Raw genomic sequence first — 13,431 nt, 5'->3', positions numbered from 1 at the left:
TTCTGCTTCCCACGGTCCTTCGCTCGCCTTTATACACAAGTATCGGTAAACTTGCTAAACAGAGGCCGCCGTATACTTGGAAGCGGTGCTGTTTGATAAATCTGCGGATATTGAACATCAGTGGCTTCGAAATCGCGACGAAGGCGTCGCTCCCACAAGGGGCCGGAGGCTCTGTGGGAGCGATCCCCAGATCGCGATTTCGAAGTCGGGACGTTGGGCGACGAAAAATGGTATCGAGGTCTCATTGGTTAAGATTTGCAAAAGGGTAATTTTTGACTTATGTATAACGATGAGCGGTCCTCCGTGGGAACGAGGTCAGTGACGGTTTACGTTAATTTAATGGTAGTGACGCAAAGCTTGGGAACGATGGGAATTACGACAATAATTTAAATAATGGCGCTAATTCGCTAAAATCTTATACAATTTCCAAGCAGGTTCGACAAAGTATAATTGAAAACTAGCGCGCGCGCTTTAAAGTATTTTGATCGAAATCGCGCTCGGTGAGTCCCGTTCGAAATTCGATGCTCTCGATCAATAAGCTAGTGCTTTTGCCGTTTTGATGATTGGTCATCAACATATCGTGTGCACGCCAGTATTGGTCGAGATGTTGACGATAATCTTTGTTTTCTAGCGTCTTCAATAGGGCATTTCTTCTGTCGTAATATTCGACTTTTATTGGAATATAGCGTTCTTTGTCTATCCACGATATCTGCCGGGTATATCCGGAATGTTCATACTGAGGGTCAAGCTCGACAACGAAGCAATCAATGCCGTCTACTGCTTCGTCACGAAGGTAGCGGTATTGATATTTCGGAATTTCAAATGATGTCAAATCCTCGAATGCAAATTCGCTGCCGAGAAAGGGGCCCGATTTGTTGTTTGACGAAATACGCCTAACCCTTCTCAATGCCGGTAAATATAGCCATTGATCGTCCGGTTCAAGTGCATGGGTATAGCTTAAAAATGCCGTTCCTCGCACATCGCCCGGGCTATCGAAAATAGTCAGGCTTTTGTCTCCGTCGCCGGTGACTTCCAACGTATTGATTCTGAGTAGCCGAATAGCTTCGCTCCCGCTTCGGGTTCTAAGGATCATTTTCATTTCGGCTTGGCTGTCTTGCCAGCCTTTATCGCGTTCGACCATTTCTTCGATGATTTGCAAGCCTTTTTCTTGATCGTTTTGCGCTAGGCTCGGTGTTGTAATAAAGAAGAGACCAAGTAGTAAAAGTATGTTTATCATTTTTAATGCCAAGGTGAGTTTTTGAATAAATCCCCTTTGCTCGCTAAATTCGGCGCCGGGAGACTCGTCAACGATCCGGTATCATAATTACCGAAGATTATTAATCATAGTCCATGACCGATGGAATTAAGTTGCTAGGTAACGCCATCTTTAGCCGACCGGACTGGTTGCCTTGTTCTCCGAGGAGAGATCGTTCGTGTCGCTTAAGGATAGGGTGCTTTTTATACCGCCGTCAGGAATTATTACACTGAAGTAAGCAATGAAACCGCTTCTGTTTTTGGGCGGATGCTGATAAATCTGTCAGGTAATGTAGACAACGAATAATTTTAGCTCGGGGTAGGGAGGGTAGATTAGCTAAATAAATCTCCCTTTGTCAAAGGAAGATGTCGCGGATTCAACTAAAAAATGCAATTCATTTTGAGTGATAAAGAAGGGGGCAACTGTTATAGTGCCCCCCTTTTCCTTCGGCGTGTAAATATAGCAAAAGACAAAAGAATCTGACCCTTAAGCATTCTGTGGATTGACTTATGCTATCATCCATGACTGCTCATGATAGAATCAAGGCTAGAAGACATTTATTAGCAGTATTTTGTTTCAAAGAGTAGGCCCATGTGTAGAATCAATCCCCGAGTCGATTTCGCCTTCAAAAAACTGTTCGGCAGCGAAGAAAACAAAGACCTGCTAATCTCTTTGATCAATGCAATCGTCTCCGAAGAGGATAAGGTGGCCGAAGTTGAGCTGAAAAATCCCTACAACCTAGCGGATTATCAGGCCGGAAAAATCTCAATTTTGGACATCAAGGCGAAAAGCGAACAAGGGCGTTGGTTTAATGTGGAAATGCAAATCAGCGAAGACTACAACTTCGACAAGCGCGCGATCTACTACTGGGCGAAGCTCGTGACAGAACAGCTCAGCGAAGGCATGATGTTCCGCGAACTGAAAAAAACCGTCAGCATCAATATATTGGACTTCAATTTCATTCCGAACACGCCGGAGTTCCACAATCGTTACAAAATCATCAACACCGCGACCGGCAAGGACGACAAACTGCATGATGTATTTGAGCTGCACTACATCGAACTACGTAAATTTATCAAACCGTATCGGGAAATCACGACCGCGCTGGATCGCTGGAGCACCTTTTTGACTAAAGCGCATCAACTGGACAAACACGATGTACCGGAACAATTGCGCGTCGACCCGGCGATCATTAAAGCGATTACCGCAGTCGACCGAATGTTCGATGAAGACGAACGAATAATCTATGAAACACGCATGCAAGCCCTGGCCGATGTCGAGAGCAAAATCGCCTCGGCAGAGGAAAAAGGCATGGAGAAAGGTTCGGAGAATGAAGCTAAAATGTTATTGCAACGCGCGTTGCACAAGCGCTTTGGCAATAAAATGGAGAAAGCACTGCAAGTCAAAATCAATCAGGCTTCTTTAGCAGAGATTGAAGTATGGTTTGATCGGGTTTTCGATGCAATGAGGCTTGAAGACGTTTTTAAAGAACCGGATTGAAAAGCGCGCGGCGATCTTGTAAGCGTTGTCTGTAACACAAGACCTCTGCGGGACGGGTTATCTAACCCCTCCCCAAAGTTTCGGTATGCCCTAAATGTTCCGGTATACTTTGGCTATATTCGAAACGTTTAGAGCGGGTTCTTGGTAGGGTAAGTTAGTAAATAAACCTGACCCTGAGGTATCCCCGCAAAACGCTCGTTCCCATGCTCTGCGTGGGAATGCCGCTTTAGACGCTCTGCGTCGACTGCGGCGGGCAATTGGACTAAGGAATGTACTTGCTCTTGTCGGGATTATCGACCTCTGGGGACGCAGAGCGTCCCGGGATGCATTCCCACGCAGAGCGTCAATGCCATTAAATTAAGGTCCTTGGAGTTTTACTCCCCTCTTTGAAAAAGAGTGGCTGGGGGAGGTTTTTCTTCGTTCCCATCGCTCCAGCGTGGGAACGCATACCAATCTGGTTTCAACAGCCAAGATACGGATTCCCACGGAGGACCGTGGGAACCAGAAAAGGCTTAACTTAATGGCAGTGACGCAGAGCGTAGGAACGATGAAAAAATCAATATATCTATCAATTTTCAGCCATAGCAAATTGTTTTATTTGGCTATTTCGTGGGGATACCTCAGAACCTGACCTCTTTTTTGGACCCTTTTTTAGCGAACTTTTGGTGTGCCGAACAGAGAAAAAAGCGGTCAAAGCGGGCGTCTCTTTGGCTGTTTTGTTACTGTTAGGCTTGAACGTCAACAAACGAACTTGAAGAGTGTGGCACCGGAATATGCTGACCTTCTTCTTTCAGACCCTCAATATGAAACTCGATAGCTTCTTGAATAAGTTGCAAGACTTCTTCCGTAGATTCGCCGACAGCTATGCAGCCTGGAAGATCAGGAACATAGGCACCCAAACTCGTTGGACCCTCTTCAATAACAACCATATAGCGCATGTAAACCTCTATTGCTTAAGTCCCGCTTGTTTCAAAACACTAATTAGAGTACCAGGAGGTACATCTACGCTGGGTTTTCCAGCAACTGTGACTGTACCGGTCTTAACGGGATGGTGAAACTGACGATGGCTTCTTTTGGCCGTACCTGCTGCCAACCATCCAGTTCAAGAAGAGCGATAAGATCTTTCACTTTCATGTCGCGAGTTTAGCATGGCATCTTCTTGATTCTCAATTGCGAAAATGTTCCCTAATAATTGCATGGGTCGTCGGTGTCTCAGGTATATTGGCACAGAGGGAACTGGCCTGACTCCTTCATTATTAAAAAGAGGAAAAATAGAGTCGTCACAATGATAAAACAAATATCATTTAGAAAGACATAGTCCCTTAATTTAAGGAGTTATTGTATGAGCGAAGTTGAAGAACTTGAATCCCGTGTTTACAACAACTTACCCAAAGAAGAATTTACTCAATTTCGCGATTGGTTCCTTCAACTTGAAAATGATCGTTGGGACGCTCAAATCAAATCTGACTTTCAGGCAGGGAAATTTAACAAACTGATTGCGAAAGCACGAGAAGAATTTGCCCAAGGTAAGGCTCTTGCGAAAAAAGGGGTCAGGTTAAATTATTAATTTAACCTGACCCCTTTTTGGACCCCTTTTTGGACTCTTCTTTTTCTCTTAATGTATAAAGACGAGTGTTCTGCGTGGGAATGCCGCTTTAGACGCTCTGCGTCGACTGCGACGGGCAATTGGATTGAGAAGCCATAGAGAGTTGCGTAGCTCTTGTCTGGATTATCGACCTCTGGGGACGCAGAGCGTCCCAGGATGCATTCCAACGCAGAGCGTAGGAACGATGAAAAAGAACCGGATTGAAAAACGGGCGGCGCCTTTGTTAGCGTTGCCTGTGTCACAAGACCTCGGTGGAATGGGTTATCTAGCACCGTCCCCAAAGTTTCGGTATGCCCTAAATGATCCGGTATACTTTGGCTATACTCGAAACGTTTAGTGCGGGTTCTCCCCCTGTGTCAGGATAGTTGTCGCCTCTAAAATTTTATAGAGGTAAAACAATGCAAACCCGTTATAGTGAAGAATTTAAAGAGCAAGCCCTGAGCAAAGTATTGCAACGCGGTGATAAAAGCATTCAATCGATTGCCGATGAATTGAATATCAGCGTGTTTACACTGAAAGGCTGGCTTAAACGGACACGATCTCATTCAACGACAAAGACTATGAAACAACAACGTCCTAAAGACTGGACTCGACAACAACGGTTTGAAGCCTTGGTAGCCAGCGCAGGCTTGGAAGGCGAAGCACTCAATGCCTTTTGCCGCGAACGAGGCTTGTTTACCCATCACCTGCACACTTGGAAACAAGACTTTATTAAACCGCCTGTGGCCGCCGAATCTAGCCACACATCAAGGAAAGCGGCGAAACCCTTGCAGGACGAGATTGGCCAACTGAAAAAAGACCTACAGCGCAAGGAGAAAGCTTTAGCAGAAGCCGCGGCTTTGTTGATTCTTCAAAAAAAGTGCCAAGCGTTCTGGGAGGAAAAGGCGTCATGATCCCTCTTGCAGAACGCATGCATTTAGTCACGCTCTTTAATGAGGCCGTCAAACACGGAGCAGGTAAAGCCAAAGCCGCCGATGTCATGGGGTTACAGCTGCGTACTTTACAACGTTGGCAACGCCCCGAATCCGTGCCGGTTGACGGTCGAACGCTCCGTCAACAAGCGCCGTGCAATCGTTTGAGTGACGTCGAACGCGCCCGGGTATTAGCCATAGCCAACACCGATGAATTCAAAGACAAAACACCGCATCAAATCGTACCGATCTTGGCCGAACGCGGCGAGTATTATGCTTCAGAGTCGACGATTTACCGCATTTTTCGCGAGGCAAAACAAGTGAATCACCGTCATGCCTGTCGAACACCGGTCGAGCGCAGCAAGCCGAAAGCCCTGACCGCAACGGCGCCGAAACAACTGGTGAGCTGAGACATCACGTATTTGACCAGCCTCGTCAAAGGCCAGTTTTTCTATCTGTATCTGTTTATGGATATTTTCAGCCGCAAGATCGTCGGTTGGCAAGTTTATGAGCAAGAAAGCAGCGAACTGGCTGCCGATCTGATCACCGATCTCTGCCAACGTGAAGGCATTCCACGACATCAGTTAGTCTTACATTCCGACAACGGCAGCCCGATGAAAGGGGTAACGCTGCTGGCAACCTTGCAACAACTGGGCGTTACGCCCTCGCGGAGTCGCCCGGCGGTCAGTAATGACAACCCGTATTCCGAGTCGTTGTTCAAAACACTGAAATATGACGCACAGTATCCGACACAGCCTTTTGCCTCGCTGAGCGCCGCCAGGGAATGGGTGACCGGCTTTGTCTGCTGGTATAACCACGAGCATCGGCACAGCGGCATTCAATATGTCACACCCGAGCAACGTCATACGGGTGAAGACCAGGCGATCTTGAAGCAACGCCAAGCCGTTTATGAGGCCGCTAAAGCCAAAAAACCGGAGCGCTGGAGCCGTGGTACCCGAAACTGGGATTGGCAGGCACAAGTCTGTTTAAATCCCGATAAACCAATCGATAATGCGGTAAAAAATACCGACACTACCGTTCATTAATTTTCAACACATGCGACAACTACGTTGACATTTACCGTTCTTGGCAAGGAGTAAATTATTAAATGAACCTGACCCCTTTTCCGCATGTTGTTCGACCAAGGAACGCCGGAGGCATTGGTATTGTCGATACTGTGTGATTTTCAAGGTGAGTCGGCGACTCAGATAGTACGGCATATTCTACAGAAGCTGGAAGCATTGATCGGCACGAACGACAAGGCGCGTCGTGAATATTTAGAAATGTTGGAAATATTAGCGGACAACCGTCAATTAAATATCGACATCCAAGAGGCATACGAAATGTTACAAATCAATATTGAACGCTTGCCGAGTTATGTAAAAGGCATGGAAAAAGGCATAGAAAAAGGTATGGAAAAAGGTTCGGAGAATGAAGCTAAAATGTTATTGCAACGCGCGTTGCACAAGCGTTTTGGCAATCGAATGGAGCCAATTCTGCAAGCTAAAATCGATCAAGCTTCTTTAGCAGAGATTGAAGTGTGGTTTGATCGGGTTTTCGATGCAACGAGTCTTGAGAACGTTTTTAAAGAACCGGATTGAAAGCAGAAGAGGCTCTTTTGTGCGCCATGCTTATTTGATCAGCCTGCATTAACCATGGCGTTTTTTAGGAACATCCCGGATGTAGGTATAAACTTCTGCCCTCTTTATTTCTTGGTGTTATAAAATTTTACGCTTTAGCAAGTCTCTAAACGATTATCATTTTTGATTTTTTGCGCGATGGAGAAACTTGGCTTGGTACTTTTTACTGGGTGTTTATGCGTTGCCTCTATTTTAAGACCTTGGCGGGACGGCTTATTTAACCCGTCCCTAACTTTTCGGTAAGCTTTGGCTATACTCGAAACGTTTAGAGCGGGTCCTTGGCAAGGGGTAAATTATTAAATAAACCTGACCCCTTTTTTGCGATAGCGGTCGAAGAACTGCCTTTACATCACCAAGACCCGTTCGACCGCATACTTATGGCTCAGGCGCTCGTAGAGCCGATGCGTTTAATGACCCACGATCCCTTGGTAGCGCTCTATAGCGACACAATTATCAAAATTTAATCTTGATTAGAGAAAAAGGCAGAAAAAGGAGGCAGGATAAAATTATTAATTCAACCTGACCCCTTTTTACATAACCCCATTTTAGACTGCCCCCCCTTTTTTTGTGAGTGTCAGAAAATTTTACAGCGCTTCAGATCTGTTTAGTCATTGAGAAGGGTAAGAAAATCAAAAAATTCACCCCAAGCCGGCCAAGGCCAGTAACAAAATGAATCTTGGTTTTTGCTTGATATCAAGCGCCCTGTTTCGTGCTATAAATAATTTACGGTTCCCTAAAATTGAGAAGGAATATATTTATGAGTCAACAACAATTGGTTTTAACTCAAGCAAAGCATTGTTTGAGTATTGCTATATTAATAGCAAGTTCAAATAGCATTGCGGCGACTTACGACCTCAATGAACTAGATAAAGATCCTCTGACGGTTCTTGATAAAAAGTCCATGTTTGACGAGCCGAGCAGCTTAATGTTAAGCCCGGAGGACTTTGAAAAAACACAGCAACAAAACATCAAAGAAGAGTTTGCCGAAATTTTAGAAAAAATCAGGCAAAAACAATTCGATAGCGCTCACAGTCAGGTAGAAGCGCTCATCAAGCGGCAGCCGGATATTGTGCAAGCCTATATTCTCAAGGCAACGATAGAGCTTCATCAAAAAGACCGTAAAGCGGCATCGGCAAGTTTTAACAAGGCTTTGAGTCTCGACCCAAAAAATCAAGCGGCATTGCTGGGTATTGCCTCGATAGACTTTGACGAAGGAAGGTCCCAGCAAGCCAAAGAACGGATTCGTCAAGCAATGGCGGTAAACAAAAAAACCGTTTCGCCATATCTATTACTAGCCGAAATAGCGAATAAAGAAAAAAACCTGGATGAAGCGGAAAAAGCACTGATCCAAGGGCTTGAGAACGTCAAAGGCCAAATTGCAGATGAAGCGAGGCTGCTGTCGAGTTTGGCGCGATTGTATGGAATACAGAAGCAGCCGGAAAAAGTATTGACGTTGGTACAGGAGATGAATGTTCGTTATCCGGAACACCCCGCCGCTTTGTCCTTGTTGGCAGGCGCGTATATCGTAAATAATCAGGCAGTTGAGGCGGAGCAGACGCTACGTAGAATCATCGCACAAAACGAACGAGACATTCAGCACCGGATAATGTTGGCGAATTATTTGTCGAGACAACCGGATAAGGCGGATGAAGTCTTAGCCCTGTTGAATCAGGCTTCAACGGCGGCGCCCGATAATTTGCAGTTGATGGTTCAAAAAGCGAATTTGTTAATAAGGGTTAAGCATCATGATGAAGCGATGAAAGTTGCTCAAAGTATTGCCGATTTATCGCCCGAAACGAAGTTGCACAAAGCAATCGAAGGGGATATTTTTCTGTCCCAAAAGAAATTCGATCAAGCCTATGGGGCATACCGTGAAGCGTATCAAGCGCGACCTAACCCGAAGTTGCTCGAGTTGATGGTTGCGGTATTAAGTTCTCAGGGAAAACAAGCCGACGCAATAAAGCTGTTGAATGACGAGTTAAAAAAAGACGATAAAAATCTCTTAGCGCACTTTCATTTAGCCAACATTTTGCAGCAACAAGGCAACTTACGGCAGGCTGAAAAACATTATCAGGCTATTTTGGCGATACAGCCGGAAAATCCTTTGGCATTGAATAACCTGGCTTGGTTATATCATCAGCAAAACAAATCGGAGGCACTTGCTATGGCGGAACGCGCTTATAAAGCAGCGCTTAATTCAGCAGAGATCGCCGATACGCTAGGCGCGATACTGTTAAAGCGAGGAGAATTTCAAAAAGCGCTCGAGTTATTGGAAAAAGCGGTAGACTTAAAACCCAATGATCCTAATATCAAATTTCATCTAGCCGAAGCGCTTGCCGCAAAAGGCGATAAGAAACGGGCTGTCGAACTACTGGAGGCGATAACGCAAGTCGATCAAGCCTTCGAGTCGAAAAATCGAGCGATTGAAATGCTGGGGCAATTAAAAGGTAATTAAGGGCTTAAGGTGACGCGATGGTATGTAACGTTGCTGCGTTAATTTAGCTCATGGTGCGCGTTACACCTTGCTGTGTTTTTATGAAAAAAAACAATGCCGCATTTACCGCCAGTGGCTACTCGCTTAACGCGGGACAGTTTAAGGTTAATCCGTTCGTGGTGAGCCCTTCGGTTGCGCTTAGGAAAGCCTGTCGAACCTTGGGCGGATTAACCGTCCACCCTTCGACAGGCTCAGGGCGAACGGTTAATCCTTAGTACTTTTCTCCGGCCTTAAGTGGGAAGCCCCGTCGGTCAGAATTTATTTAGCCTAATTGTCTTGTGGTCAAAAGGATGTGAATCGAAGGATGGCTTGCGAGCATTGTTGCCTTGATAGGGAGGCAAACATGAAATTATTGGCAAATCGACAGGATTAACAATGATGTCATGGTGATTTTGGGCAAGGCAGGGCATAGCCGGTTCGTGAGAAGGCGAATTTTTCTTATATGGTGTCAGAAAATTTTACACTCTAGCCGGCCTCTAAACGATTATCGTCTTTTGATGTTTTGCGCGATGGACAATCATGGTCAAGCATCTTCCTCTGGGTTTTTATACTTCGCCTGTATCACAAGGCCACTGCAGGACGGGTTGTTTAACCCAGGGCAAGCACATTAAAAATAAAAATTCCTTGGAATCAATAAGCTACAAGCGTTAAAAATATCTTGAAATGGAGCGAGAAATTCTAGGGGCTGTTGCCGTTTTGTAACTTACCCTTGAATTTCAATAATTCCGCCTCATAGCTTGTTTATTTTGAGCCAAAAACAAGCAAACTATGCCGCGACAAATGTTTACGGATGAACACTGGGGAAAATTGAAGATGATTATGTTGAAAATGGGGATATATGACAAACCCTTTCTTCGGCAAACAACCGAAGGGATTTTTTATCGTTTGCGCGTAGGTTGTCCCTGGCGAGATCTACCCAGTGCCTTTGGTAACTGGAATGCTGTTTATAAACGCTTCAATGAATGGTCTCGTAAAGAAAAACTGATGGGTATTTTTAACGAACTGATAGTTGAGCCTGACTTGGAATGGTCATTTATTGATGGAAGTATTGTGAAAGCTCATCAGCATAGTAGCGGTGCGGCCTATGGGCAAGAATCGGCGATTGGTAAATCTGTTGCGGGTAATACAACCAAAATTCATATGGCTGTTGATGCCTGTGGTCTTCCCATCCACTTTACAGTGACAGGTGGCGAAGTTCATGATTGTAAAGAAGCGCCAACCTTAGTCGCTGAACTGCCTAAAGCTGACTATATCGTTGCTGACAAAGGCTATGACAGTGAACCACTACGTGTTCAGATTCAAGGCAAAGGAGCTGTTCCTGTCATTCCAAGAAAAAAGAATTCAAACGTAGGGAATGATGATATGGATTGGTGTCTCTACAAATATCGTCACCTAGTTGAAAATGTGTTTGCAAGACTGAAACATTTTAGAGCTATTGCTACACGATATGACAAGCTAAAACGAAATTTTGAAGCTTCTGTGGCCTTAGCTTGCGCTTTTTTATGGTTACCTATGTGAAACGGCAACAGCCCCTAGTGCATTGATTTAACGATAAATAAAAAGTTAAATGCGGTAACCCTGTTATTTAGCCCGGATCCAACGTTTTGATTTCTTCGGTCATGCTCGAAACGTTTCTTGGTAAGGGTTAAAATATTAAATGAGCCTAACCCTTCTTGTTTCGATACTTAATGCTCTAATGCCAAAAAAACGCCGCTGGAATATGGCGGCGTTAAGACAATATTTTTATTGTTGTGCTTTTAATCTTTTGCGCTGTTTTGCTACGCCAAAGCCAAGCATTCCCATGCCTAATAGTCCTAAAGTTGCTGGTTCTGGTACTGTATTGAAGTACAGTTGAGCGCCGTGAGTGCCGCTGAGTTTAATTGTGTTAGGGTCAATTGGAGTGATGATGGGTGCGCCCAAGTTTTGGTCTAACGAAAAGGTAATCGGATTAGCGTCACCATCAAGCCAATTGTCATAAAAAGATATACCGTCGACCTTATGGAATAGGTCGGCGTAAGCTAGGTCGACACCGGTGAAATCAATATTTCCCACAATATTTAGATTGTTGGCGGTATCGTAAGTGCTGCTAATGACATCTAAATTCATAAAGTTCGACCAAGTAGTCAAGTTTGTGGAAAACAGCAACTCAATGGTTCCCGAAGAATAAGAGACCTCTGGTCTTGTAGGATCGCTTACACTGGTTATCGTGCCGCTTAAATTGGTAGTGCGGAAAGTAAGAAACCAGTCGTTACCAAATCCATTGTTTGCACTATCAGGTATCGTAGGCAGCAAGGCTGTGAATAAATTATTCGCATAAGTTTGTGCTGTTATATTCGTGGTTGCGGCAATGAGGCCGGCATATGTCACTATAGAATCACCTACGGTTAATGTGCCCGAGTTTTGGGTTGTCACTAACGTTTGTGATTGAAAGCTAATGTCGGCTTGATCTTTAATGCCTGTGCTGGTGGGGGTGACTTTTGTTGCGGAAAACAAACCGCCAAAGTCTGTTCCGACGTCAACATACCATTCCATTGGGGCTGCGCTTATTGATGTAGAGGTGGCGGCTAAGATACCTGCCCCTAAGGTTTTGAGTAGCTTGTTCATTTAAGGTTCTCCAAAAAGCTGAGTAGGGATTGTTATTGTACGAAAATAAACAAGCATGTTTAATGCCATTTTATATGGTGTTTAGTTGTTAACTTAGGCTGTTGAAGCTCGGTTATTAAGAAAACGTTTACTAAATTAATAAAATCAATATCTTGAAGTGTCTATACTGCTGCGGATTATAATTGAATAGCGGTTGATTTATTTTATTTTGTTTTAGAATAAAAGGGATTTTCCTTGATTCCTTTCGGATAGAACAAGGCTTGTAAAAATTTTTGACACTGATTTTCTGCGCTATACTGTTGCTTTAATTTTGTTACAGCTTCGAGACGCGTGCAGATTTAGAGCAATATGGGGGGGTTATCGAAAGATATGCTGAGAGACGATGCCTGATTATTTTCTCGATAATATCTGGCGAAAGGTAAAAAGTTGTAAAATTATTTGACACAACTTTGTCTGTGAAGCGAACTAATAGAGGAGGGGGAATGGAATTTAGTTATGACGAAGCTTTTTCCCGCAATATCGGTTGGGTGACGCGAGAGGAATTCAAGCTGCTAAAAAATAAAAAAGTTGCTGTCGGCGGTTTAGGCGGTGTCGGAGGGAGTCATTTGATTGTATTGGCGAGGATGGGAATAGGCCGTTTCCACATTTCCGACTTGGATACCTTCGAGCTTGCCAATTTTAACCGCCAGTACGGCGCGTCCATGAGTACTTTGGGTCAACCGAAATCGGAAGTCATGGAACGGACGATTCGAGATATCAACCCGGAGGCCGAAATCGTCAATTTCAAGCAAGGCATTACGCTTGAAAATCTGGATGATTTTTTAAAGGATGTCGATATTTACGTCGATAGTTTGGATATCTTTGCGTTGGAAATCCGGCGTGCCGTATTCGCGCGTTGTTATGAGTTGGGGATTCCGACGATTACCGCCGCGCCGATGGGTATGGGGACGGCGATGCTGGTTTTCATGCCGGGGAAAATGAGTTTCGAGCAATATTTTGCGCTGGATGGATATTCGTTTGAAGAGCAAATCATGCGTTTTGTCATCGGCGTATCGCCGACTGTGATGCAAAGGAAATACCTAGTAGAGCGGACTTCGGTCAATTTTTTAAAGAAAAAAGTGCCGTCGACGCCGATGGGTATTGAGTTGGCTGCCGGCGTGGCTTGTACGAATGTATTGAAAATTCTACTAAATCGAGGCGATGTCATTTGCGCGCCTTGGGGTTTGCATTTCGATGCCTATCGTAATCAGTTGAAAAAAACTTGGCGTCCCGGCGGCAATCGAAACCCGTTACAGCGCTTGATGTTTTGGCGGCTGAAACAATTGCTTGGAGTGGAATGATGTATTGGCGTTTTCAGTTTCGACTAATCTATTGTGTATCGTTGAAATATTAGGCCATGTCCAAATGAAGATTACTATTTG

Annotated in this window: 13 protein-coding genes; 9 read left to right on the top strand and 4 right to left on the bottom strand. The window is 44.6% G+C overall.

The genetic code is table 11. The features are described from left to right. Positions 1-457: 457 nt before the first annotated feature. Positions 458-1,237 carry an outer membrane lipoprotein-sorting protein gene (locus WJM45_RS13445; protein WP_341325607.1) on the bottom strand — a complete coding sequence of 260 codons (780 nt, stop codon included), beginning with the start codon at positions 1,235-1,237 and terminating at the stop codon, positions 458-460. A 609-nt stretch (positions 1,238-1,846) separates the two neighbouring features. On the opposite strand from WJM45_RS13445, the gene WJM45_RS13440 reads away from it, so the two are divergent. After that, positions 1,847-2,755: an Rpn family recombination-promoting nuclease/putative transposase gene (locus WJM45_RS13440; protein ID WP_341325606.1), complete on the top strand. Its 909-nt coding sequence runs from the start codon at positions 1,847-1,849 to the stop codon at positions 2,753-2,755. Positions 2,756-3,480: 725 nt separating this feature from the next. Here the strand turns inward: WJM45_RS13440 and WJM45_RS13435 are convergent. Both WJM45_RS13435 and WJM45_RS13430 read right to left on the bottom strand, forming a co-directional pair. Then, positions 3,481-3,693 (bottom strand): type II toxin-antitoxin system HicB family antitoxin, encoded by a 213-nt coding sequence (locus WJM45_RS13435; protein ID WP_341325605.1) that lies wholly within the window; start codon positions 3,691-3,693, stop codon positions 3,481-3,483. A gap of 64 nt (positions 3,694-3,757) precedes the next feature. Then, complete coding sequence (locus WJM45_RS13430) at positions 3,758-3,889, bottom strand: hypothetical protein (RefSeq protein WP_341325604.1); 132 nt, start codon at positions 3,887-3,889, stop codon at positions 3,758-3,760. A 208-nt stretch (positions 3,890-4,097) separates the two neighbouring features. Between WJM45_RS13430 and WJM45_RS13425 the strand changes: the two genes are divergently transcribed. The 7 genes from WJM45_RS13425 (at position 4,098) to WJM45_RS13395 (ending at position 10,924) form a co-directional block, all read left to right on the top strand. Next, on the top strand, positions 4,098-4,322 hold the full coding sequence (locus tag WJM45_RS13425; RefSeq protein WP_341325603.1) for a hypothetical protein: 225 nt from the start codon (positions 4,098-4,100) through the stop codon (positions 4,320-4,322). Between the two features lie 437 nt (positions 4,323-4,759). Continuing rightward, positions 4,760-5,254 carry a transposase gene (locus tag WJM45_RS13420; RefSeq protein ID WP_341325602.1) on the top strand — a complete coding sequence of 165 codons (495 nt, stop codon included), beginning with the start codon at positions 4,760-4,762 and terminating at the stop codon, positions 5,252-5,254. Further along, the gene (locus WJM45_RS13415; RefSeq protein WP_341325601.1) at positions 5,251-5,682 is read left to right on the top strand and encodes a hypothetical protein; all 432 of its coding nucleotides are present in this window, start codon (positions 5,251-5,253) and stop codon (positions 5,680-5,682) included. The genes WJM45_RS13420 and WJM45_RS13415 overlap by 4 nt, the downstream gene beginning before the upstream one ends. Positions 5,683-5,694: 12 nt before the next feature. Then, on the top strand, positions 5,695-6,318 hold the full coding sequence (locus tag WJM45_RS13410; RefSeq protein ID WP_341325600.1) for an integrase core domain-containing protein: 624 nt from the start codon (positions 5,695-5,697) through the stop codon (positions 6,316-6,318). Positions 6,319-6,402: 84 nt separating this feature from the next. Beyond that, on the top strand, positions 6,403-6,873 hold the full coding sequence (locus WJM45_RS13405; RefSeq protein ID WP_341325599.1) for a hypothetical protein: 471 nt from the start codon (positions 6,403-6,405) through the stop codon (positions 6,871-6,873). A gap of 796 nt (positions 6,874-7,669) precedes the next feature. Further along, complete coding sequence (locus WJM45_RS13400; protein WP_341325598.1) at positions 7,670-9,367, top strand: tetratricopeptide repeat protein; 1,698 nt, start codon at positions 7,670-7,672, stop codon at positions 9,365-9,367. 807 nt (positions 9,368-10,174) lie between these two features. Further along, positions 10,175-10,924 carry an IS5 family transposase gene (locus tag WJM45_RS13395; protein WP_341325597.1) on the top strand — a complete coding sequence of 250 codons (750 nt, stop codon included), beginning with the start codon at positions 10,175-10,177 and terminating at the stop codon, positions 10,922-10,924. A gap of 225 nt (positions 10,925-11,149) precedes the next feature. Here WJM45_RS13395 and WJM45_RS13390 read toward each other — a convergent pair whose 3' ends face one another. Then, a complete protein-coding gene (locus tag WJM45_RS13390) occupies positions 11,150-12,010 on the bottom strand; it encodes a PEP-CTERM sorting domain-containing protein (RefSeq protein ID WP_341325596.1) in 861 nt (286 codons plus the stop codon). Between the two features lie 482 nt (positions 12,011-12,492). Here WJM45_RS13390 and WJM45_RS13385 point away from each other — a divergent pair, with 482 nt between their 5' ends. Beyond that, a complete protein-coding gene (locus WJM45_RS13385; RefSeq protein ID WP_341325595.1) occupies positions 12,493-13,350 on the top strand; it encodes a ThiF family adenylyltransferase in 858 nt (285 codons plus the stop codon). Positions 13,351-13,431 lie beyond the last annotated feature (81 nt).

Origin of the sequence: Methylotuvimicrobium sp. KM2 (genome assembly GCF_038051925.1) — a bacterium.
Lineage (GTDB): Bacteria > Pseudomonadota > Gammaproteobacteria > Methylococcales > Methylomonadaceae > Methylotuvimicrobium.
This window is presented reverse-complemented; position numbering and strand designations above follow the sequence as displayed.

Coding starts and splice junctions, on each gene's coding strand:
- WJM45_RS13405 (WP_341325599.1), top strand. CDS start 6,403: ATGTTGTTCGACCAAGGAACGCCGGAGGCATTGGTATTGTCGATACTG.
- WJM45_RS13415 (WP_341325601.1), top strand. CDS start 5,251: ATGATCCCTCTTGCAGAACGCATGCATTTAGTCACGCTCTTTAATGAG.
- WJM45_RS13390 (WP_341325596.1), bottom strand. CDS start 12,010: ATGAACAAGCTACTCAAAACCTTAGGGGCAGGTATCTTAGCCGCCACC.
- WJM45_RS13435 (WP_341325605.1), bottom strand. CDS start 3,693: ATGCGCTATATGGTTGTTATTGAAGAGGGTCCAACGAGTTTGGGTGCC.
- WJM45_RS13425 (WP_341325603.1), top strand. CDS start 4,098: ATGAGCGAAGTTGAAGAACTTGAATCCCGTGTTTACAACAACTTACCC.
- WJM45_RS13395 (WP_341325597.1), top strand. CDS start 10,175: ATGCCGCGACAAATGTTTACGGATGAACACTGGGGAAAATTGAAGATG.
- WJM45_RS13445 (WP_341325607.1), bottom strand. CDS start 1,237: ATGATAAACATACTTTTACTACTTGGTCTCTTCTTTATTACAACACCG.
- WJM45_RS13430 (WP_341325604.1), bottom strand. CDS start 3,889: ATGAAAGTGAAAGATCTTATCGCTCTTCTTGAACTGGATGGTTGGCAG.
- WJM45_RS13440 (WP_341325606.1), top strand. CDS start 1,847: ATGTGTAGAATCAATCCCCGAGTCGATTTCGCCTTCAAAAAACTGTTC.
- WJM45_RS13400 (WP_341325598.1), top strand. CDS start 7,670: ATGAGTCAACAACAATTGGTTTTAACTCAAGCAAAGCATTGTTTGAGT.
- WJM45_RS13420 (WP_341325602.1), top strand. CDS start 4,760: ATGCAAACCCGTTATAGTGAAGAATTTAAAGAGCAAGCCCTGAGCAAA.
- WJM45_RS13385 (WP_341325595.1), top strand. CDS start 12,493: ATGGAATTTAGTTATGACGAAGCTTTTTCCCGCAATATCGGTTGGGTG.